Source organism: Kurthia sp. Dielmo, assembly GCF_000307285.2.
GTDB classification, from domain to species: domain Bacteria; phylum Bacillota; class Bacilli; order Bacillales_A; family Planococcaceae; genus Kurthia; species Kurthia populi.
Genome location: NZ_HE578957.1, coordinates 705,428 through 726,136 on the forward strand (window position 1 = coordinate 705,428; position 20,709 = coordinate 726,136).

The window sequence follows — 20,709 nt, forward strand, 5'->3', positions numbered from 1 at the left end:
TGGTTTTTTCTTTTTCTCTTGTCAAATCGTAATCAATACGATATAGTTATTTTTGTTATTACATTCAAATCGTAATTATTACTATTTAAAAATTCAAACTATATAGGTCGGGGTGACAATATGAAAAAAACACTTTCATTTATCGTTTTAGCACTAACTGCTATCCTTTTAGCAGCTTGTGGCAATGACGATTCTAAATCTACAAATTCATCGGATAAAGTTTCGATTTATACAACCGTCTATCCACTACAATATTTCGCAGAGCAAATCGGTGGTAAACATGTTGAGGTATCATCTATTTATCCACCAGGAACGAATGAACATACATTTGAACCAACACAGCAAGACATGATGAAATTAGCAGATAGCGATTTATTTTTCTATATCGGCTTAGGTCTTGAAGGCTTTGTCGACAATGCGAAAAAAACATTAGCTAATGAAAATGTATCAATGATTGAAACAACACATGGTATTGATGAAGAGAAGCTACATGCTAGTACTGCAACACATGAACATGAACATGAAGAGGATGATCATCATCACGGCGATGTAGATCCCCATGTTTGGCTATCACCTGTTATTAGCCAAGATTTAGCATTATCAATCAAAAATGAACTTGTAAAAAAAGATGCAAAGCATAAAGCAGATTACGAAAAAAATTATGATGCACTTGTTAAAAAACTACAACAATTAGATAATGATTATAAAACAATGGCAAAAGATGCAGAGACAAAAGAGTTTTACGTATCACACGCTGCATTTGGTTATATTGCTGGCACATATGGCTTAAAACAAGTATCTGTTGCTGGTTTGAACTCACAAGATGAACCATCACAAAAAGAATTAACACAAATTGTCGCACAAGCGAAAAAAGATAATATTCAGTACATTTTATTTGAGCAAAATGTTTCGTCAAAATTAGCAGCTGTTATTCAAAATGATATTGGTGCTAAAGATTTGACCGCACATAATTTAAGTGTTTTAACAAAAGAAGACATTGCAGCGAAACGCGATTACTTCTCTATTATGGAAGATAATTTAGAAACATTTAAAACAGCCTTATCAAAATAATGAACAAGAGAGCATACGAAAGTATAGGCTCTCTTTTCTTTTGACTTGAATTTATAAACGCTATCCTTTACAATGAAGGCAAGTTAAGATTAGGTTTGAGCGATTGAGAGACCATTAAAAACATATGCATTTTTGCATATGCTTTTAATGGTCTCTTTTTTCGTATCTAAAAGGAGGAAATACGTTATGAGTACAGCTTCATCATTACAACGTTATGCAACAATTGAGGAATTACAAAACAAAGAATATGATTTGCTCGTGATTGGTGGCGGAATTACAGGATGCGGGATTGCATTAGATGCGATTTCACGTGGTTTATCTGTTGCGCTAGTAGAAATGCAGGATTTCGCTGCAGGTACATCAAGCCGTTCAACAAAATTAGTACATGGCGGTCTTCGCTACTTAAAACAATTTGAATTTAAAGAAGTAGCGGAATTAGGGAAAGAACGTGCTGTTGTTTATGAAAATGGCCCACATGTAACGACTCCTGTTTGGATGCTTTTACCATTCCATAAAGGCGGGACATTCGGTAAATTATCAACAAATGTCGGCTTACGCACGTATGATTTCCTAGCGGGCGTTAAACGCTCAGAACGTCGTTCAATGTTGTCTGCAGCTGAAACACAAGCGAAGGAGCCATTAGTGAAAACAGAAGATCTTCGCGGTGGCGGTGTCTATGTTGAATACCGTACGGATGATGCCCGCTTAACAATCGAAGTAGCGAAAGCAGCCATTCAAAGAGGTGCTGTGCTAAACAACTATACAAAAGCCGTGAATTTCACATACAATGATGCAAAACGTATTACAGGGATTATTGCAGAAGATTTAATTGGCAATAAACGCTTTACAATTCGTGCAAAAAAAGTCGTTAATGCCGCAGGACCTTGGGTTGATGATGTACGCTCAATTGAAGGAAAACAAGCTGGTAAACATTTAATTTTATCAAAAGGTGTGCATATTGTTTTTGACGAATCAAAATTCCCGCTTCACCAAGCTGTGTATTTTGATACACCAGATGGCCGTATGGTGTTTGCGATTCCGCGTAATGGGAAAACGTATGTAGGGACGACTGATACATTTTATGAAGGTGACCCACGTGATATGGATATTAAGCAAGAGGACCGCGACTATATTATGAAAGCCATTCACTATATGTTCCCTACTGTTCAAGTAACAGATGCAGATATTGAATCAAGCTGGGCTGGTGTGCGCCCACTAATACATGAAGACGGTAAAAATCCTTCTGAAATTTCACGTAAAGATGAAGTATGGGAATCAAAATCAGGTCTTGTGACAATTGCTGGTGGTAAATTAACAGGTTATCGTAAAATGGCTGAAACAGTATTAAATACGATTGCGAAAGAATTAAAAGCAGAGTTTGGTATCGATTCTAAGCCATGTTCTACAAAACATATTCACGTATCAGGTGGCGATATTGGGGGCTCTCAAAATTTAGAAGCCTTCGTCGCACGTCGTACGGAAAAAGGTATGGAGCTTGGCTTATCAGCAGCAGAAGCAAGTCATCTTGCCCATCATTATGGTGCAAATGTTGATATGGTGTTTAGTTATGCACAAAAACGTCATGAAACCATCCCACAAGGCTTATATGCACAACTTTTATATGGCATTCATCACGAAATGGTCGTGCACCCAAATGATTTTCTGATTCGTCGAACAGCGAATATGTTCTTTAATATCGCAGACGTCAAAGCTCATAAGGACGCGATTTTAGACGAAATGGCCTCTTTATTGAACTGGTCTGTTGAACAACGCGAATGTTTCACAGCTGATTTAACAAAAGAAATTACTCGCGCCACTACTGCGTTATAATAAAACTAGTAGCTAATGAGAGAATCACGTCATTGCGTGGTTCTCTTTTTTACTAGATAGAAAAGAGGGTTTCCTATGCACTTTAATAACCAACAAATTATACCGGCAGCACGAACAGTCAAACAATTTGATCAAGTCCTTAAAAGTCCATTTGAATACATTGTGCTACTTGAAGTTCATATTAGTCATTTATTGTCGCTCAAACGAGAAGCAGAACGACATCATAAAAAATTAATTATTCATGCTGATTTAATTCATGGTTTAAAAACCGATAATTTTGCGGCCGACTTTTTATGTAATGATATACGCCCTGCTGGCATTATCTCAACGCGTTCAAATATGCTAATCAAAGCAAAAGCACGCGGCATTATCGCTATCCAACGCGTATTTTTAATTGATACCATTGCACTTGAAAAAAGCTATTCCATGATAGATACAGCGAAGCCCGATTATATCGAACTGCTTCCTGGCATTATCCCATCGATGATTTCTGAAATTCATCAGCATACAAAAATCCCAGTTATTACGGGTGGATTAATCCGTGAAAAAGCAAATGTAGAGGAAGCGCTTACAGCTGGAGCTGTTGCTGTAACAACATCCAACAAGGAATTATGGCAAACTTTCGTAAAATAGTTGACTGTGTACCATTTTTTCTCTAAAATGTAATTAAGTTCATACGTACGTGATTAGGTTTAGGAGTTCACATGCAGATAGCCGTGCACATTTGCGGTCTGTTTAATGTGAACTCCTTTTTCTATTTCATGGCGATTACAAAGGGGGAACTTTTATGTCAACATTCACAGCCGAATTAGTCGGCACGATGCTCTTAATTTTATTTGGGGGCGGCGTCGTAGCAGGTGTATCTCTACATAAATCTAAGGGTCTTGGCGGTGGCTGGATGGTCATCACATTTGCATGGGGTCTAGCAGTGGCCATGGCTGCTTATGCAGTTGGTGGTATTAGTGGTGCACATTTAAATCCGGCACTAACACTTGGTCTTGCAGCAATCGGTAACTTCCCGTGGGCTGATGTCCCAATGTACATTTTAGCACAGCTTATTGGTGCCATTTTAGGTGCAATTTTAGTATACTTCATGTACTTGCCCCATTGGAAAGGTACAACGGATCCAGAAGCAAAACTTGGTGTCTTCGCAACAATGCCAGCTATCAATCACCCGCTATCTAATTTAATTGCTGAAATGATTGGTACATTCGCACTTGTACTTGGCATTTTAGCGCTCGGTACAAATGAAATTGTCGATGGTTTAAATCCATTTTTAGTTGGGATGTTAATTGTCGTAATTGGGATGGCACTTGGTGGGCCAACGGGTTATGCGATTAACCCTGCTCGTGATTTAGGACCGCGTATTGCACATGCGATTTTACCGATTCCAGGAAAACGCGACTCAGGCTGGTCTTACGCATGGGTACCGATTGTTGGTCCAATTGTTGGTGGTGTATTCGGTGCACTATTTTTCCAACAAATCTTTGAAGGAAAAAATTCAATCGCATTTTGGATTTTCGCCATTATTGTGTTAGCCATTTTCATCGGTGCACAAATGACCATTAAAAACGTAAAAGACGAAGACTAACGTATATTCGGAGGGATTTATAATGACAGAAAAAAAATACATTTTAGCAATTGATCAAGGAACAACAAGCTCTCGTGCTATTTTATTTAATCATGACGGAACGATTTTCCATACGTATCAACAAGAATTTCCGCAATACTTCCCACAATCTGGCTGGGTAGAACATAATGCAGAGGAAATTTGGTCATCTGTTCTTTCGTGTATTGCTACTGTATTATCAGATAAGCATGTTTCTGCTACACAAATTGCTGGTATCGGCATTACGAACCAACGTGAAACAACGGTTGTATGGGACAAACATACAGGGAAGCCAATATACAATGCGATTGTCTGGCAATCACGTCAAACAGCAGATATTTGTGATGATTTAAAAGAAAACGGTTACAATGAGTTATTCCGTGATAAAACAGGTTTATTAATTGATGCCTACTTCTCAGGTACAAAGGTAAAATGGATTTTAGATAATGTCGAAGGCGCTCGTGAAAAAGCTGAAGCTGGTGATTTATTATTCGGTACGATGGATACATGGATCATTTGGAAACTCACAAATGGTGCTGTTCACGTTACCGATTATTCAAATGCCTCTCGTACGTTAATGTACAATATTTATGATTTAACATGGGATCAAGAATTACTTGATATCTTAGGTGTCCCCGCTTCCATGCTTCCAGATGTCCGCCCTTCTTCTGAAGTATATGGCCATACAGCTGATGCACAGTTCTTCGGACAAAATGTACCAATTGCTGGTGCTGCTGGTGACCAACAAGCTGCCCTATTTGGACAAGCTTGCTTTGATGAAGGTATGGTAAAAAACACATATGGTACAGGCTGCTTTATGTTAATGAATACGGGTGAAAAAGCGGTAAAATCAACAAATGGCTTATTAACAACGCTTGCTTGGGGTCTAGATGGCAAAGTAACTTATGCATTAGAAGGTAGTATTTTTGTTGCGGGCTCTGCCATTCAATGGCTACGTGATGGCTTGCGTATGTTCCGACACGCAAAAGATTCAGAAGCGTATGCAGCACGTGTCGATTCAACAGAGGGCGTTTATGTCGTTCCTGCCTTTGTAGGATTAGGCACACCATACTGGGATTCTGACGTACGTGGCGCTGTATTTGGTTTAACACGTGGTACATCAAAAGAGCATTTTGTACGCGCAACAATTGAATCACTCGCTTATCAAACGAAGGATGTTTTAGACGCGATGGAAGCAGATTCAGGCATTCCATTAACAAAACTTCGTGTAGATGGTGGCGCAGTAGAAAATAACTTCTTAATGCAGTTCCAATCAGACTTATTAAATGTACCAGTTGACCGTCCTGTAATTAATGAAACGACAGCTCTTGGCGCCGCATACTTAGCGGGTCTTGCAGTTGGCTTCTGGAATTCAACAGATGACATTGCAAAATACTGGAACTTAAACAAACAATTTACCCCAGCAATGGCTGTTGATAAACGCGACAAATTATATGACGGCTGGAAAAAAGCTGTACACGCTGCACAAGCATTTAAATAATTCATCTAAGGGTGGCCATGTGCCGCTCTTTTTTTATGCCCGAAACCATAGAGCAATTTGAAAATAAAGTGCATCGCGGAATACAGTTGGATCGAGTCCCGTTTGCTCTTTAATTTTTTCTAAACGGTAACTAAGTGTATGCCGATGAATTTGTAAAGCTTCGGCTGTTTTAATCAATTGTAAATCATTTGCTAAAAATGCTTCGATTGTTTCAAGAAATTTTTGCGATAACATTCCAATAGTATTTTGTGTATAACGAAGCATTTCTTTTGATTGTGGTGCTTTAAATAGTGAATAAATCTCTACGTCATCAAACACATTAAAAATAGTTGCAGGATCCCCGTATTGTAAAGCAATTGATGCAGTATCTGCCGCATAGCGAAGTTCTTCAATTTGTTCAACTTCTTGCCCAATGCCTATACGAAGCTGAAAATAACGACTTAATATTGGTTGAATTTGACGCAATATATGCATCACTGCTTCCTTGTTGTAGCCCACCATAATACAAACATACACTTCTTTTTCAAGTGCTCCATAAACTACATTGTCTGGTAATACATCATCCAAAAAATGAATAAATGTTTGATAAGCTAGTTGCTTCTGAATCGTTGACATTTTAACAACAACATACGGTGCTTTTTTTTGAATATGTAATTTATCAAAACGCTTTAACAATTGCGCATCTTCTACTTGCCCTGATAAAAGTTGTTCTAACGTTACTTGATGCATTTTTTCATGCCATGCACTTTGCTCTGTTAAAAAAGCTTGATGTACCATCATCTCTGTGGTCAATTGAACAAGTGTGGCAATTTCTTCTAACTCTTCGACGATACCTGTAATACCAACAACACAAACTACCTCTTCATTATAAAAAATAGGGAGGTTAATTCCCTCTTTTGCGTAGGCAAAGCAGTGTTCATTCTCCGCTGTAATACGTAGTACTTCACCTGTTTGCGCCACATATTTGGCCCCTTCATGAATATGATCAATACGTAGTTTATCTCCTGATGCTAAAATAAATCCATCTGTATGCATCACATTAATATTACGGTGTAAACGATTCATCGTCTGTTCAACAATATGAATCGCTAATTGCTTTGAAATCATGTTATCACTCCATTATGTATAAAATAATAGCTGTTATATAGCATTAAATTTAGACGCTATGTATAATGTTTTGTCACATTAATGTCATTATAATACATGTAAGCGTTTTAATTAAGGAGGTTAATGATGAAAATTATTGTGAGTCCGGATTCATTTAAAGGTTCACTTAATGCTGAAACGGTTGCCGAAACCATTTGTTCAACGATTAAACAGGTACATCCAACATTTAATGTTACCGCACTACCAGTTGCAGATGGTGGTGAAGGTACACTGGAATCGTTAGTTAAAGCAACAAATGGACACTTCATTCATACAACTGCACAAAACCCATTACAGCAAAATATCGAGACCTATTATGGGGTTTTAGGTCTTGAACAACGCTATATGATTGAAATGGCAAAAGTATCTGGTTTACCACTCATCCACCAACATGAACGAAATCCTTTATTAACAACCACTTATGGTACGGGTGAATTAATTCGTCATGCGCTCGACCAAGGAGCACGTGACTTCATTATTGGCATTGGGGGTAGTGCCACAAATGATGGTGGACTCGGCATGCTACGAGCACTTGGTATGAAGTTTTATGATGCCATGCAGCATGAAATTACAGTGCCACGCGATTTACATTTGCTTTCTAGTATTGATGACCGTGCATTTGATACACGAATTGCCGAATGTCACTTTACGATTGCCTGTGATGTGGACAATCCATTTGTCGGCCCAAATGGTGCAAGCGCAGTATTTGGGCCACAAAAAGGCGCTACAGAAGAAATGGTCAAACAATTAGATGCCAATTTAACACATTTTGCAGATGTCATTGCTGCGAGTGGCCGCATCAAACTACATACAGTGGCAGGCGCAGGTGCTGCGGGTGGATTAGGTGGCGCATTCCTTGCTTTCTTCCCTGCTACGTTACAATCTGGCATTGATGTCGTACTTGATGCGATTCATTTTGATGACATCATTAGCGATGTCGATATGGTCATTACAGGTGAAGGGAAATCCGACATTCAAACATTGGCAGGTAAAGCAGCGATGGGGATTTTAAAACGTGCGAAGAAGCATGATGTACGAACAATCTTATTATCTGCCATCATTGAGGACCGGAAAGAATTGGCACAGCATTTTTCTGAGATATACGCGATTGTAGAAGGTGATGTCACAGCAACGATGTCACTGAATCATCCAGTAGAGCATTTATCAAATAAAGTACGTGAAATTATGGAGATTTTTAAGGGGGAATAACGCATGATTTTTGCGATTATTATTATTGGGGTTTTGTTCATTGTTATTTCATCAGCTAAATTTAAATTACATCCTTTTTTAGGATTAATTATTGCCGCTTTATTCGTTGGCATTGCCTCGGGTATGCCATTAGCAGATGTCGTCACAAATATTAATGAAGGCTTTGGCGGCTTGATGACGAGTATTGGGATTATTATTGTGGCCGGGACAATTATTGGGACCATTTTAGAACGCTCGGGTGCAGCATATCGTATGGCAGAAGTCGTATTGCGTATTGTCGGACCAAAGCATCCACAACTAGCTATGTCACTTATCGGTTATGTTGTATCCATTCCTGTATTTTGCGATTCTGGCTATATTATTTTATCAAGTTTACAAAAATCTTTAGCGAAGCGTGCAGCTGTACCACTTGCCACAATGGCAGTCGCACTTTCAACTGGCTTGTTTGCAACACATACACTTGTACCGCCAACACCTGGACCGATTGCTGCCGCTGGTAATATCGGCGCAACCAATTATTTAGGTACGATTATTGTAATTGGTTTATTAGTAGCCATCCCTGTGACCCTTGTTGGTTATTTATGGGCTGTTTATGCAGGAAGAAAAGTAGTTGTTCCAGCGGATAATGAGCCTGCACTTGATTATGAAGAGGTGATTAAATCTTTTGGTAAAATGCCTTCTACATTCAAATCATTTTTACCGATTGTTTTACCGATTGTTTTAATTGCGATTGGTTCAATTGCTACGATGACAATGTCAGCGGATTCATCTCTAACAACGCTACTTGTATTTTTTGGTTCTCCTACAATTGCACTATTATGTGGTGTAGCTGCAGCCTTTTTATTACTACCTGAAATGAACGAAACTACATTAAATGACTGGATTGCAGACAGTTTAAAAGATGCTGCACCAATTCTTCTTGTGACAGGAGCTGGTGGCGCATTCGGTACTGTTATTAAAAATACGTCTATCTCTGATACGTTGCAAAATATGGATTTCAGTTCATTAACGGGCGCATTATTTTTACTCGTGCCATTCTTAATTGCTGCTGCTTTAAAAACGGCACAAGGTTCTTCTACCGCTTCACTTGTCATTACTTCTTCACTTGTCGCGCCAATGCTCGTTACAATGGGAATTGAAGGTGCTGTACCACTTGCATTGGTCGTAATGGCTTTAGGTGCTGGTGCGATGACCGTTTCTCATGTTAATGATAGCTTTTTCTGGGTCGTAACACAGTTTAGCGGTATGGATGTAAAAGATGCGTATAAAACACATACGGTTGCCACATTACTGCAAGGTCTGACTGCATTAATCATTTCCATGTTATTGTGGCTATTACTTGTTTAATTAAAATTAAAAAAGAGACTGGGACAAAACACATTATTTTTCTTTTTTAGCGTTCACAACGAAAAACCGGAACCGCGCCACAGTGCAGTTCCGGTTTTTATTATGCTCATAGGAGCGATTGTTTTTACACGTATGTCAAAGCTTTTTCATTTAAGCAAACGTCATTTTGGATACAACCATAAAGACAACATATACGCCAACGCCAACGAGTACAGATTGGGCGGGCTTCATAAATCCTGAGCAATAATAAATAATCATCATTAAAATAATCATACCAATGGCACCGATAATGCCATTGCGCTGCGTTAAATGAAAGTTTTCTGCCGTCATATTATGTACTTGTAAATTTAAATTCATTAATGTCAAAATCGGTAGCAATGTAATAATTCCAGATAAAAATAAATACTTTGATTGACTTAACATCGCAGCTAATAACATTATCGTACCACCAATAATAAATTGAACGATATATCCTGCCAAAATGGTTACTCCTAACTTCTCTTTATATTTTTTATCGTATGCATAAATTTTTTTCGCACTAAAGCGCTGTTTTACTTCTTTGATTTCCTACATCGTTCCACATGTTTACATTTCGGTGAATGATGCAAGAAATATCCCTTGATTCCTATTCATTGTAGTGATAATTTTAATATTAGTAAATTGAATTTATTCAATGCCATCTATATAAAAAATTTATAAGTAAGGTGAACTCTTTGAGTATATTAAAATTAAAGGCGTATATTGCCGCTGTTAAATATGGTAGCTTAACAAGAGCTGCAGAAGCATTAGACTACACACAACCAAGCATTAGTCATATGATTCATAGTTTAGAGGAAGATTATGGGTTTGCATTATTAATTCGTAGTAAAAATGGTGTGCAACCCACGGACAATGGTTCACAACTCTTACCGATTATGGAAGATATCGTCGTACGCTATGAGCATTTATCCGAAGCCGTTTATGCGATTCATGGATTAGATGTTGGAACGGTGCGCATCGGTGCGTATGCATCTGTTTGTGTCCACTGGATGCCTGAAGTATTGAAATTATTCCATGAAAAATATCCGAAGATTGCCATTCAATTATTCGAAGGAAATTCCCGTGAAATTCATGAATGGTTAGATGCAGGTAGTATTGATTTTGCGATTGGTACCATTCAGCCGACAGATACGTACCCATTCCTTCCATTAAAGGATGACCGAATGTTAGCCATTTTACCGAAGGATCATCCGCTCACACAATTAGAAAAAATCGACATTCATACCTTTGAAAAAGAATTATGCATCATGCCATATGATGATACGCATAAGGATGCTCAAGCCATTTTCAAGGCTGCTCGTGTTCATCCGAATGTAACGTATCAAATCCGTGGTGATGAAGCGATTATTGCGATGGTAAAACGTGGCTTAGGCATTACGCTATTATCTGAATTACTCGTGCAAGATCACCGTGATGATATCGAATGCCGACCAATTAGCGATGAGTGTGTTCGTACAATTGGTGTTGCTTCTAAAACAGAAATTAAAAGTTTATCACCTGCTTCTCGTACATTTATTCCGTTCTTGCAAGAATGGATTCAAAAAAATTAATAAAAAGGCTTGTTGCGAAGATGCAACAAGCCTTTTCTTTATAATAAATCTTTTAAATAGCGACGCATAAGCTTATTGGAGCCATTGCGTGGTAGTTGTTTGACGATATGAAAGGACTTCGGTACTTTATAATGTGCTAGTCGTTCATTGCAATACGCTTCTAACTCTGCACATTGTGCCTCATTTTTTGCAACGATAAAGGCCGCCGGCACCTGCCCCCATTCATCCGAATCAAGGCCGCAAACACCAACTTCTTTAATAGCTGGGTGTGCTGCTAGAACATTTTCAATTTCTGCTGGATAAATATTTTCTCCACCAGAAATAATTAAATCTGAACGACGATCTACGACATATAAATATCCTTCGTCATCCAGATATCCTACATCTCCTGTATGCAACCACCCCTCTGTTGTTGACTGATGCTCGGCAAAACGGCCAATATACCCGGGTGTTACCTGCGCACTTTTCACACATATCTCACCCACATCTCCAGGCTTTTTTGCACCATCAATGCGTAAGTGATTGAAAAATAACGGCTGTCCTGCTGAACCAATTTTTCGAAGAGCATCCTTACTTGATAATGTCGCAACTTGTGATGAAGTTTCTGTCATACCATATGTTTGTGCCGTTTGAATGCCGCGCTCAAAGCCTCGAAGTAAATAGCTCTCAGGCACTGGGCCACCACCTGCAAGAATCATTTGAAATTTGGGAGATACAACGGCATCGCGCGCTTCTAACTCTGTCAGTAAGCGCTCTAATGTCACCGCAACCGCCGACATATGCGTAACCGTCCCATTAATTAATTCTGTCGCAACGACCGCTTCATCAAATTTTTGATACAGATCGAGGCGCACACCTTGTACTAAGCATTTTACGAGCATTGAAAAGCCACTAATGTGAAATAGCGGCATCGTACAAAGCCATGCATCATCATCTCGTAACCCTGTATTATATAAAGAAGCTGTCGCGACGGCGACATGATTGCCTACTGTTTGGCGGACACCTTTTGGAAATCCAGTTGTACCCGATGTATACATAATTGTCATCGTGGCCTGTTCATCCCACGTATCATCCATTTGAAGGCTTGTTTCTGCTGTTGATTCAATTGCTGAAAAACGATAGACGGCTACTGTCGTTTCTGGTAGCTTTTCACATAATGTATCATCTGTTAAAATCGCATCAACATTCGCATCATCAATTTGATAGGCTAATTCATACGGCGATAGGCGTAAATTTAATAACACCATCTCACATTGTAGCTGCATGCATGCAAGCATCATATGAATAATAGATGACGTGCTCGGCGCATAAATGGCAATACGACTTCCTCGTTCAATACCGAGCGTCGCAAGCTTACGTGCATAGTGCTGGGAGATTTCATTTAATTGTTCATACGTCCACGCTTCACCTTCAAAGCGTAGTGCTGTGCGATGCGGTGACATCATCGCACGTTGTGTAATCCAGTTTGGGACCACGTCGTTCACCTTCCCTAATTAAGTTATGTCCTTATTGTATCAAAAAAGACGGCATCACGCCGTAGCATGATACCGCCCTTATAGACATCGCCCTATTATGGGAAACGTGGGAATTGACCGAAGTCTGGTGTACGTTTTTCTTTGAATGCATCGCGACCTTCTTTAGCTTCATCAGAAGTGTAGTATAGAAGTGTTGCGTCACCAGCAAGTTGTTGGATCCCTGCAAGGCCATCAGAATCTGCATTGAATGCACCTTTAAGCATACGAAGTGCCATTGGTGATAATGTAAGAATTTCTTCACACCATTTTACAGTTTCATCTTCAAGTTGTTCGTAAGGAACGACTGTGTTTACTAAGCCCATATCAAGTGCTTCTTGCGCGTCGTATTGACGGCATAAGAACCAAATTTCACGTGCTTTTTTGTGACCTACAATACGTGCTAAATAGCCTGCACCGTAACCACCATCGAATGAACCAACGCGTGGACCAGTTTGGCCAAAGCGAGCGTTGTCAGCAGCGATTGTTAAATCACATACGATGTGTAATACGTGTCCGCCACCGATTGCATAACCTGCTACCATTGCGATAACTGGTTTTGGTGTTTTACGAATTAATGTTTGTAAATCAAGTACGTTTAGACGAGGAATATTATCGTCACCTACGTAACCACCGTTACCACGTACTTTTTGGTCACCACCAGAACAGAATGCTTTTTCACCTTCACCTGTTAAGATGATAACGCCAATTTTTGAATCGTCACGTGCGCGAGAAAATGCATCAATCATTTCCGCTGTTGTTTTTGGACGGAATGCATTGCGTACTTCAGGACGATTAATTGTAATTTTTGCGATGCCGTTGTAAGATTCATATTTGATATCTTCGTAGACATGTTCAGTTACCCATTCACGAGTCATTGAAAAGTCCTCCTAGTAAATTAAAATTCTTTCTCTACTATTGTAACAAAAAGTTCGGGATTTTCCACATGAATTGCATGACCACAGCCATTTGCGACATGGTGCGAGCAATTTTGGAAACGTTTTTGCATCTCGATTGCTTTTAAGCAGAATTTTTGGTCTAGCTCTCCTGTAATTAAACTTACAGGACGCGGGAATGCTGGTAGTGCATCCCAGTAAGATGCTTGTGAGCCTGTGCCCATTCCGCGTAAGCTATTAGCTAGTCCAAGCTCCTGCTGTGCTAAACGTTCAGCGCGTACTTCCGCTTTCATATCGTCTGATAAGCGCGATTGAGATTGAAATAGCGGAATACTTTGCCAGTAATCAATAAATTCACGCATACCTTCGTTTAAAATGCGCTCCGCTAAATAATTGTCATGACCACGACGTTTTTCACGCTCTAAGCTATCTTCAAGGCCTGGCGAAGCACTTTCAAGAATTAACTTCTCGATACGTTCTGGATGTGTTACTGCATAGGCAAGTGCCGTGCGTCCCCCCATCGAATAGCCAAGCAATGTAAAACTTGATAGATTACGTGATGCAAAGAATTGCTCGAGCATCTCTAGTTGTGCTTCCATCGTATAATGGTCGAGTGCCTTAGGGCTTGCTGTTAAGCCATGCCCCATTAAATCAATGGCAAAAATGCGGACATCATCGCCTAATTGACCAATGACATGTTGCCATGTTTTTGTACTTCCGGTAAAGCCATGTAATAAAACGAGTGTTTTTTCTGCGCGTGGATGAACTACTTCATAATGCATATCCAGTCCCGCGACAGTTGTTATTACGCTTGCCATAAAGTATCAAGCTCCTCATTGATTGCTTGCCATAAGGCGCGGTGTGTTGCGACATTTTCCGCGCGATCCGTCATCACTTCAATAATGCGGATGGCTTTGTTTTTAGGTGTTTCTAGCACCGTTTCAAATGCTTCTTTCGTCGTTACATTCGCATATTCTGCATCATACATTGCAGCCAAATGCTCAAAGCCAAGTGCCGTTGGTGTACCAAATAATTGCTCGTAATGCTCCTCAACAGTAGATTGGGCCAAATACGAGAAGATGCCTCCGCCGTCATTATTCATCACGACAATCGTCAAGTCACTCGGTTGATAGCGACTCGCAATCAATCCGTTTGAATCATGTAAAAATGATAAATCACCGATTAATAAATAGGTGTCACGTTTTGAGGCATATTGGAGGCCAAATGCCGTCGATACGACCCCATCGATACCATTTGTGCCACGGTTACAGAAAATACGAATATCGCGCGTTGTTTTTTCAAAAAATGTATCAACATCACGAATTGGCATACTACTGCCCGCTACTAAATCGCTATGCTCTGGTAAATGCTTGAATAAAACGCCAGCCATAGCGCCCTCATCGGATTGTTCGGCAATATAAGCTGTACGATGACGCGCCGCAATTGTATTTGCACGTTGCCAAAGTATCGTATAGTGCTGCTGCTCAGCCGTCGCCTGCACATCAAGGGTGGTGATCCATTGACCAATCGCCGCTTCAATATGATGTGTTGCCACATGCAGTGAATCACGGAATTTCGGGTCTTCATCAATGACAATATAATTCGCTGGCTTTACGGCTGTTAAAAATTGCATCAATGGTTTCGACACGGGTTGTGCACCAAAACGAATCACCGTTTGTGGCTGCATATGCGCTTTGAATGCATCATTTTTTAAGATCGCATCGTATTGTTCCACAACATATGGAAGACAATCATCTGGAATATTCGTGCGCATATGCGATAGGCTTTCAACAAGCACAGGCCATTTTGCTTGGCGCACAAAATCCCACATTGCTTGTGTATGCGTATTTTGTGCCATTTCACCTGCGATAATAAAGCCCTGTTTTGTTGCTTGTACCGTTTCTTTTAAAAATACACAAGCCGCTTTTGCCGGACGTACTTCAGCCCCAAAATGCTGTGTAAAGGTACGTGCTGGCAGTTGCTTCGTAAACTCAATTAATAATGGCTCGCGGAATGGTACATTCACTTGTACCGGACCAAATGGCGCTTGTGTGGCAACAGCAACGACGCGCGCAATATGGCGTTCCACAAATGGTAATGTCACCTGGGCATCATCTGGAATAGGTAAATCCAACGCCCATTTCACATGATGTCCATAAAGACTTGCTTGTGCAATTGCTTGCGGTGCACCTACTTCACGTAGCTCATGTGGACGGTCTGCTGTTAACACGATTAATGGCAGACGTGCATAATATGCTTCAACAATTGCTGGGAAATAATTTGCTGCAGCTGTACCAGACGTACAAACGAGTACGACAGGTTCAGCACTTTCTTTTGCAAGACCTAGCGCTAAAAACGCCGCTGAACGTTCATCCACTTGTCGATACATATCAAACTCTTTTGTAGATGCAAACCCGTAAGCAAGTGGAGTTGACCGAGAACCTGGACTCACGACAACTTTTTTCACACCCGCTGCATATAATGACGCCACAATATTGTATACATAATCACTCAACTGTTGTTTATTAACCATGTAAGGTACCTCCAAAAGCACGTAGCATTGGGCGGAATTTCACTAATGTTTCCTCATATTCACTTTGAGGATTTGAATCCGCCACAATACCACCACCTGCATAGAGATAGGCTTGATTGTCATGGACAAGTGCCGAACGAATTGCTACCGCAAACTCACCGTCACCTGCTGCATTCATCCAGCCAATTGGTGCTGCATAAAGACCGCGGTCCGTTGGTTCGTACTGACGAATCACTTCCATTGCACGACCTCGTGGTGCACCACCTAGAGCAGGTGTTGGATGTAAGTTTTTCACCATACGTAAAATGCTCGCATCGTCTTTTAATTGCCCTTCAACTGGCGTAAATAAATGTTGAATATCACGAATTTTTAATAGCTGTGGACCTTCTGGCAATGTATAGTTTGCACAGTTTTCATCAAATGATTGGCGAATCATATCCACAACATATTGATGTTCCTGTAAATTTTTCGCATCATTTAATAACTCACTACCATAAGCATCATCTTGCTCTTTTGTCGAACCACGCTTAATCGAGCCTGCTACACATGACGAATACGCATCATGGTCTTTTACCATGACAAGGCGCTCTGGGGAAGCCCCGAAGAAGAAATCCTGCCCATTTTCAAAAATAAATAAGTAGCTTTCTGGTTGCTCTGCGGTAATTTGTGCAAGCATCATTTCAGACGTAATGTCACCATCAAATGCAAGCGCTAGCGAACGCGCAATCACAACTTTATCTGCCTGTTGTTGTTTAATAAGTGCTGTGACATTTTCAATCGATTGTAAGTATTCTTCTTTATGACGTTCAATTGTTTGTGTGATTTGTGGTTTTATATGTGATGCAAGACCATTCACTTGGGCGCTATGAAGTAATTCATCGCGTTCATTGCGTAGTGATTGTTTTTTCTCTTCTGTAATAGGCTCTTCACTTACATAAAATGTACTAATAAAGATTTGCTCGTTACGAATGACTAATTGATGTGTTGCAAGTGCGAAATACGTCTCAGGAAAGGCTTGCCATTCTTCCGCTGGTGTTTTTGCAGGGTCAAATGTATAGCTTCCAAAGAAAATCGGTTGCTGTTCATGTGCATCCAAATCCGCATATTGCATTAAATTTTGCCATGCATCTTCAACGAATGCATAGCGATTTTTATGGTCATCGCTTGTTACGGTATACGCATGACCAAGGCCGACTAACGTAAATGTTTTTTCGCGGTTTTGCCAGAAGAATCGTTTTCCTTGAAACTTCGTAGCGCCCGCTTCATAAAATGCACGTGGCGATAAACTATCCATTTTCATCGTATCCATGTAAAACGATAGTTTCGCTGTTTGTTCGATATGATGGTCGCCATTTGTAATCGACAACTGTTGATTCATACAAATTCCCTCCGTCAATAGATTTTTCTCGTACGAAAACCTATTCGTAAAACTAAATTATCCTTATCTATCATACAACTTTCTCTACATTTCGGCACATATAAGCCCTTAATCCACAAAAAAAGACGCTGTTTAAAGCGCCTTGTTAAATGGGCTAAAACGCTTGTACATATCGCTCGAAGTTTTGGTAAGCAATTCCTTCTATTTGTTGCTTTGTAAAAGTTGTCTCTAATGCCGCTAATAGCTGCTGTGTATCGCCTAAATGATGTAATTTTTGAATTGTATGGTGAATGCCGTCAAAATCCGAGCCTAATCCAAGATGCTCAGCACCAACAAGATCTGCTAAATAGCTAAAATGCTTCACTAAATCTTCTAGTTCAACATTGTCCTCTGCATCTTCAACAACAAATGGTGGATTATAAACTAAATGAATATGCCCGCCATGTGCAACAAGTGCTTTTGCCTGTTCATCAGTTAAATTACGCTCATGGTCACATAATGTACGGGCATTTGAGTGACTTGCAAGAATATGCTTAGCAAGTGGTAAGACGTCCCAAAAACTTTGCATATTCAAATGAGAGACATCGATAATAATATCATGTTCATTTAAACAAGTGACTACTTCTTTACCAAATGCTTTTAAGCCTTTTGTTGGGTCTTCCTGTGCACCATATGCAACTGCATTTTCAAAATTCCAAGTTAGTCCAACTAATTTAATGCCTGCATTTAAAAGCATCTTTAATTTATTTAAGTCGCCGCCAATTGCATCACAGCCTTCTAAGCTTAAAATCGCACCAATTTGCCCTTCTTCTAATGTCGAAAGCTGTTGCCAATCTGTAATGTGTACCATTTCAGGTTGTGTTAGTACTTGTGCTTGAAATAATTCAATTTGGCGCAGTGCTTCCATATAGCGCTCATTTTCCGGAATCACTTCATCAATAAAAATCGCAAAAATTTGCGCCTTTGCCTGTGCTTCTTTTAAATGAACAAAGCCGCATTGTAATGTCTCATCTGTTCGAAAATCTGTTGGTTGCTCACGTGATGATAGTTGGTAAAGTACATCACAGTGTAAATCAATTATTCGCATAATCCAATACCTTCTCTTTATATTAGTGTTCCTTTTATTATAGCAAAAAGACAATAAAGAAGAGAGGCACGATTTCAGCCTCTCTTCTTTATTGCTATTGGTCTGATGGTGAATCCGATGAGCCTTCTTCTAATAATTCATCTAAGCTATCTTCGCCACCCTCGCGCCCTTGAACGCCTTTCATTGGCTTATCTACATTCATACGAATCACTTCTTCTTCAACAGGACGATTTTTTTGCTGCTCCGTTAATTGCTCTGCATGTGCCACACATGTATCTGCTGTCGGAAGTGCCTCTAGCCGTTCAAAAGGAATGGGCTCACCTCCTACTACACATTTACCATATGTGCCTCTTTCAATGCGATTAAGTGCCGCTTGTACGAGCCTTAATTCATCGTCGCGTTCGCCTTCTAATGTCAGTTCCATTGTCTGCTCTGTCAAATCAGAGGCGTTTTCAGCAGGATGATTTGATAATACTTCCTCACCCGGCTCAACTATACGCGTATTTTGTTGTTTCTGAATTAACGTCTCCTTCATTTGTTCCAATTGCGCTTTTAAGCTTTTTAATTGTTCATCGGTCATGCTGTAACATCCTCCTTTTGTTAAATAGATTATTCCCTTAACAAAAGTACATTAATCAGCTACTTTATATAAGCATAAATCGCATCACGTAAAAATTGTGTCATTCCTTCACCATGCTTATCATAATAGGCCGTAAAACGTTCATCAGCCACATACATATCTGCTAATGCTTGATGCATTTGCGGCGTGTAGTCCTTCCAACTGTGAATGAGCCACTGCTTGTGTAGATGTGCCGCCTCTTTTGCAGCATTTGATTGCATACCCGATTGTAAACCTAATTTTAGTTGTTCAAAAAGACGCTGTTCTAGCTGCTTCATTTCTTCGTATTGTTTTTCGGTTTTACTCATTAATTTAGCATTGCTATTATCAATGGCTTCATTACCATATTTCGCACGAATTTCTTGTCCATATTGTTGTTCATTTTCTTCAATTAATGCTTTTTTAAAGCCTTCAAAACGTTCATTATCTGTCATAATTTGCTCCCCCTTTAATTCTTGTAGTGTCCGTTGAATATTTCGCTGTAATAAAGCTAGTTGACGTTGCTGTGCTGAAATAAGTTGTTGCTGCTTTTCTAGAAGCGCTTTAAAATGCTGCTCATCCTTAAGTAGACTTGCAATATCTTCTAGCGATAAATTGAACTCTTTATAAAATAAGATGGTTTGTAGTCGCTTTAATGCTGCTTGGTCATAAAGGCGATACCCACCCTTACTGTAACTCGTTGGGTGTAACAACCCGAGTTGATCATAATAGCGTAATGTTCTCGTTGTAACATTTGCTAGTTTCGCTAATTGTTGAATGGAATACATTAATACATTCACCTCTTTTTATTAATTTAATAGATGCTTCCTTTATCGTACAGCTTGACGTAACGTTAAATGCAATAGAAAACACAAAAAAACCTGAAGAATAAATTCTTCAGGTTTCTTCTATGTATGAATTTATGACCCCTACGGGATTCGAACCCGTGTTACCGCCGTGAAAGGGCGGTGTCTTAACCGCTTGACCAAGGGGCCTTAAATGGTGGAGTAGAGAGGATTTGAACCTCCGCGCCGGTTACCCGACCTACACCCTTAGCAGGGGCGCCTCTTCAGCCTCTTGAGTACTACTCCATATGGCTCCGTTGGCAGGACTCGAACCTGCGACCCTCTGATTAACAGTCAGATGCTACTACCAACTGAGCTACAACGGAATGATATAATAGTAAGTTCGGTATATACCTTCTACTTACTGACTCAACTATAGAATAGTGAGTAAAAAAAATAAGCGGGTGAGGAGAATCGAACTCCCGACAACAGCTTGGAAGGCTGTGGTTTTACCACTAAACTACACCCGCGTGGTGGGTTTGGACGGAATCGAACCGCCGACACTTAGAGCTTCAATCTAATGCTCTACCAACTGAGCTACAAACCCGTATTCAAATTA

At 39.9% G+C, this 20,709-nt stretch carries 18 protein-coding genes and 5 tRNA genes; 8 read left to right on the forward strand and 15 right to left on the reverse strand.

Annotation, left to right across the window (positions count from 1 at the left end; all coding sequences use genetic code 11):
- Positions 1-120: 120 nt before the first annotated feature.
- The 5 genes from KTHG_RS08350 to glpK all read left to right on the forward strand — a co-directional run bounded on the left by KTHG_RS08350 (position 121) and on the right by glpK (position 6,011).
- The gene (locus KTHG_RS08350) at positions 121-1,071 is read left to right on the forward strand and encodes a metal ABC transporter solute-binding protein, Zn/Mn family (RefSeq protein ID WP_139992698.1); all 951 of its coding nucleotides are present in this window, start codon (positions 121-123) and stop codon (positions 1,069-1,071) included.
- A 186-nt stretch (positions 1,072-1,257) separates the two neighbouring features.
- Positions 1,258-2,901: a glycerol-3-phosphate dehydrogenase/oxidase gene (locus tag KTHG_RS08355; protein WP_139992700.1), complete on the forward strand. Its 1,644-nt coding sequence runs from the start codon at positions 1,258-1,260 to the stop codon at positions 2,899-2,901.
- Positions 2,902-2,976: 75 nt separating this feature from the next.
- Positions 2,977-3,534: a glycerol-3-phosphate responsive antiterminator gene (locus KTHG_RS08360; protein ID WP_126989031.1), complete on the forward strand. Its 558-nt coding sequence runs from the start codon at positions 2,977-2,979 to the stop codon at positions 3,532-3,534.
- 154 nt (positions 3,535-3,688) lie between these two features.
- Entirely contained in the window at positions 3,689-4,492 is an 804-nt protein-coding gene (locus KTHG_RS08365) for an MIP/aquaporin family protein (RefSeq protein WP_126989032.1), read from the forward strand.
- A 22-nt stretch (positions 4,493-4,514) separates the two neighbouring features.
- The gene (glpK, locus tag KTHG_RS08370) at positions 4,515-6,011 is read left to right on the forward strand and encodes a glycerol kinase GlpK (protein ID WP_126989033.1); all 1,497 of its coding nucleotides are present in this window, start codon (positions 4,515-4,517) and stop codon (positions 6,009-6,011) included.
- Between the two features lie 33 nt (positions 6,012-6,044).
- Here glpK and KTHG_RS08375 read toward each other — a convergent pair whose 3' ends face one another.
- Positions 6,045-7,118, reverse strand: a complete 1,074-nt coding sequence (locus tag KTHG_RS08375; protein ID WP_139992702.1) for a CdaR family transcriptional regulator — start codon at positions 7,116-7,118, stop codon at positions 6,045-6,047.
- A gap of 123 nt (positions 7,119-7,241) precedes the next feature.
- Here KTHG_RS08375 and KTHG_RS08380 point away from each other — a divergent pair, with 123 nt between their 5' ends.
- Both KTHG_RS08380 and KTHG_RS08385 read left to right on the forward strand, forming a co-directional pair.
- Positions 7,242-8,366, forward strand: a complete 1,125-nt coding sequence (locus KTHG_RS08380; protein WP_255512411.1) for a glycerate kinase — start codon at positions 7,242-7,244, stop codon at positions 8,364-8,366.
- A gap of 3 nt (positions 8,367-8,369) precedes the next feature.
- Complete coding sequence (locus KTHG_RS08385) at positions 8,370-9,713, forward strand: GntP family permease (protein ID WP_139992706.1); 1,344 nt, start codon at positions 8,370-8,372, stop codon at positions 9,711-9,713.
- 150 nt (positions 9,714-9,863) lie between these two features.
- Here the strand turns inward: KTHG_RS08385 and KTHG_RS08390 are convergent, their stop codons facing one another.
- Positions 9,864-10,193, reverse strand: a complete 330-nt coding sequence (locus KTHG_RS08390) for a GlpM family protein (protein WP_139992708.1) — start codon at positions 10,191-10,193, stop codon at positions 9,864-9,866.
- 224 nt (positions 10,194-10,417) lie between these two features.
- Here KTHG_RS08390 and KTHG_RS08395 point away from each other — a divergent pair, with 224 nt between their 5' ends.
- On the forward strand, positions 10,418-11,302 hold the full coding sequence (locus tag KTHG_RS08395; RefSeq protein ID WP_233600491.1) for a LysR family transcriptional regulator: 885 nt from the start codon (positions 10,418-10,420) through the stop codon (positions 11,300-11,302).
- A 38-nt stretch (positions 11,303-11,340) separates the two neighbouring features.
- Here KTHG_RS08395 and KTHG_RS08400 read toward each other — a convergent pair whose 3' ends face one another.
- From KTHG_RS08400 to KTHG_RS08460, 13 genes are all read right to left on the reverse strand, one after another.
- Complete coding sequence (locus KTHG_RS08400; RefSeq protein ID WP_139992710.1) at positions 11,341-12,777, reverse strand: o-succinylbenzoate--CoA ligase; 1,437 nt, start codon at positions 12,775-12,777, stop codon at positions 11,341-11,343.
- Between the two features lie 95 nt (positions 12,778-12,872).
- Positions 12,873-13,691 carry a 1,4-dihydroxy-2-naphthoyl-CoA synthase gene (gene menB, locus KTHG_RS08405; RefSeq protein ID WP_126989040.1) on the reverse strand — a complete coding sequence of 273 codons (819 nt, stop codon included), beginning with the start codon at positions 13,689-13,691 and terminating at the stop codon, positions 12,873-12,875.
- A 20-nt stretch (positions 13,692-13,711) separates the two neighbouring features.
- Positions 13,712-14,527: a 2-succinyl-6-hydroxy-2,4-cyclohexadiene-1-carboxylate synthase gene (gene menH / locus KTHG_RS08410; RefSeq protein ID WP_139992712.1), complete on the reverse strand. Its 816-nt coding sequence runs from the start codon at positions 14,525-14,527 to the stop codon at positions 13,712-13,714.
- The gene (gene menD, locus KTHG_RS08415; protein WP_139992714.1) at positions 14,515-16,242 is read right to left on the reverse strand and encodes a 2-succinyl-5-enolpyruvyl-6-hydroxy-3-cyclohexene-1-carboxylic-acid synthase; all 1,728 of its coding nucleotides are present in this window, start codon (positions 16,240-16,242) and stop codon (positions 14,515-14,517) included. The genes menH and menD overlap by 13 nt, the downstream gene beginning before the upstream one ends.
- Positions 16,235-17,620 (reverse strand): isochorismate synthase, encoded by a 1,386-nt coding sequence (locus KTHG_RS08420; protein WP_139992716.1) that lies wholly within the window; start codon positions 17,618-17,620, stop codon positions 16,235-16,237. The genes menD and KTHG_RS08420 overlap by 8 nt, the downstream gene beginning before the upstream one ends.
- 154 nt (positions 17,621-17,774) lie before the next feature.
- Positions 17,775-18,707, reverse strand: a complete 933-nt coding sequence (locus KTHG_RS08425; RefSeq protein WP_139992718.1) for a dipeptidase — start codon at positions 18,705-18,707, stop codon at positions 17,775-17,777.
- A gap of 94 nt (positions 18,708-18,801) precedes the next feature.
- On the reverse strand, positions 18,802-19,287 hold the full coding sequence (locus KTHG_RS08430) for a TraR/DksA C4-type zinc finger protein (protein ID WP_139992720.1): 486 nt from the start codon (positions 19,285-19,287) through the stop codon (positions 18,802-18,804).
- Between the two features lie 59 nt (positions 19,288-19,346).
- Positions 19,347-20,093, reverse strand: coding sequence for a MerR family transcriptional regulator (locus tag KTHG_RS08435; protein WP_139992722.1), 747 nt, complete (start codon positions 20,091-20,093; stop codon positions 19,347-19,349).
- 135 nt (positions 20,094-20,228) lie between these two features.
- Positions 20,229-20,300: transfer RNA gene (locus KTHG_RS08440), tRNA-Glu, on the reverse strand.
- A gap of 5 nt (positions 20,301-20,305) precedes the next feature.
- Positions 20,306-20,396: transfer RNA gene (locus KTHG_RS08445), tRNA-Ser, on the reverse strand.
- A 3-nt stretch (positions 20,397-20,399) separates the two neighbouring features.
- A tRNA-Asn gene (locus KTHG_RS08450) sits at positions 20,400-20,476 on the reverse strand.
- A gap of 73 nt (positions 20,477-20,549) precedes the next feature.
- A tRNA-Gly gene (locus KTHG_RS08455) sits at positions 20,550-20,620 on the reverse strand.
- A gap of 1 nt (position 20,621) precedes the next feature.
- A tRNA-Phe gene (locus KTHG_RS08460) sits at positions 20,622-20,697 on the reverse strand.
- Positions 20,698-20,709: the final 12 nt, after the last annotated feature.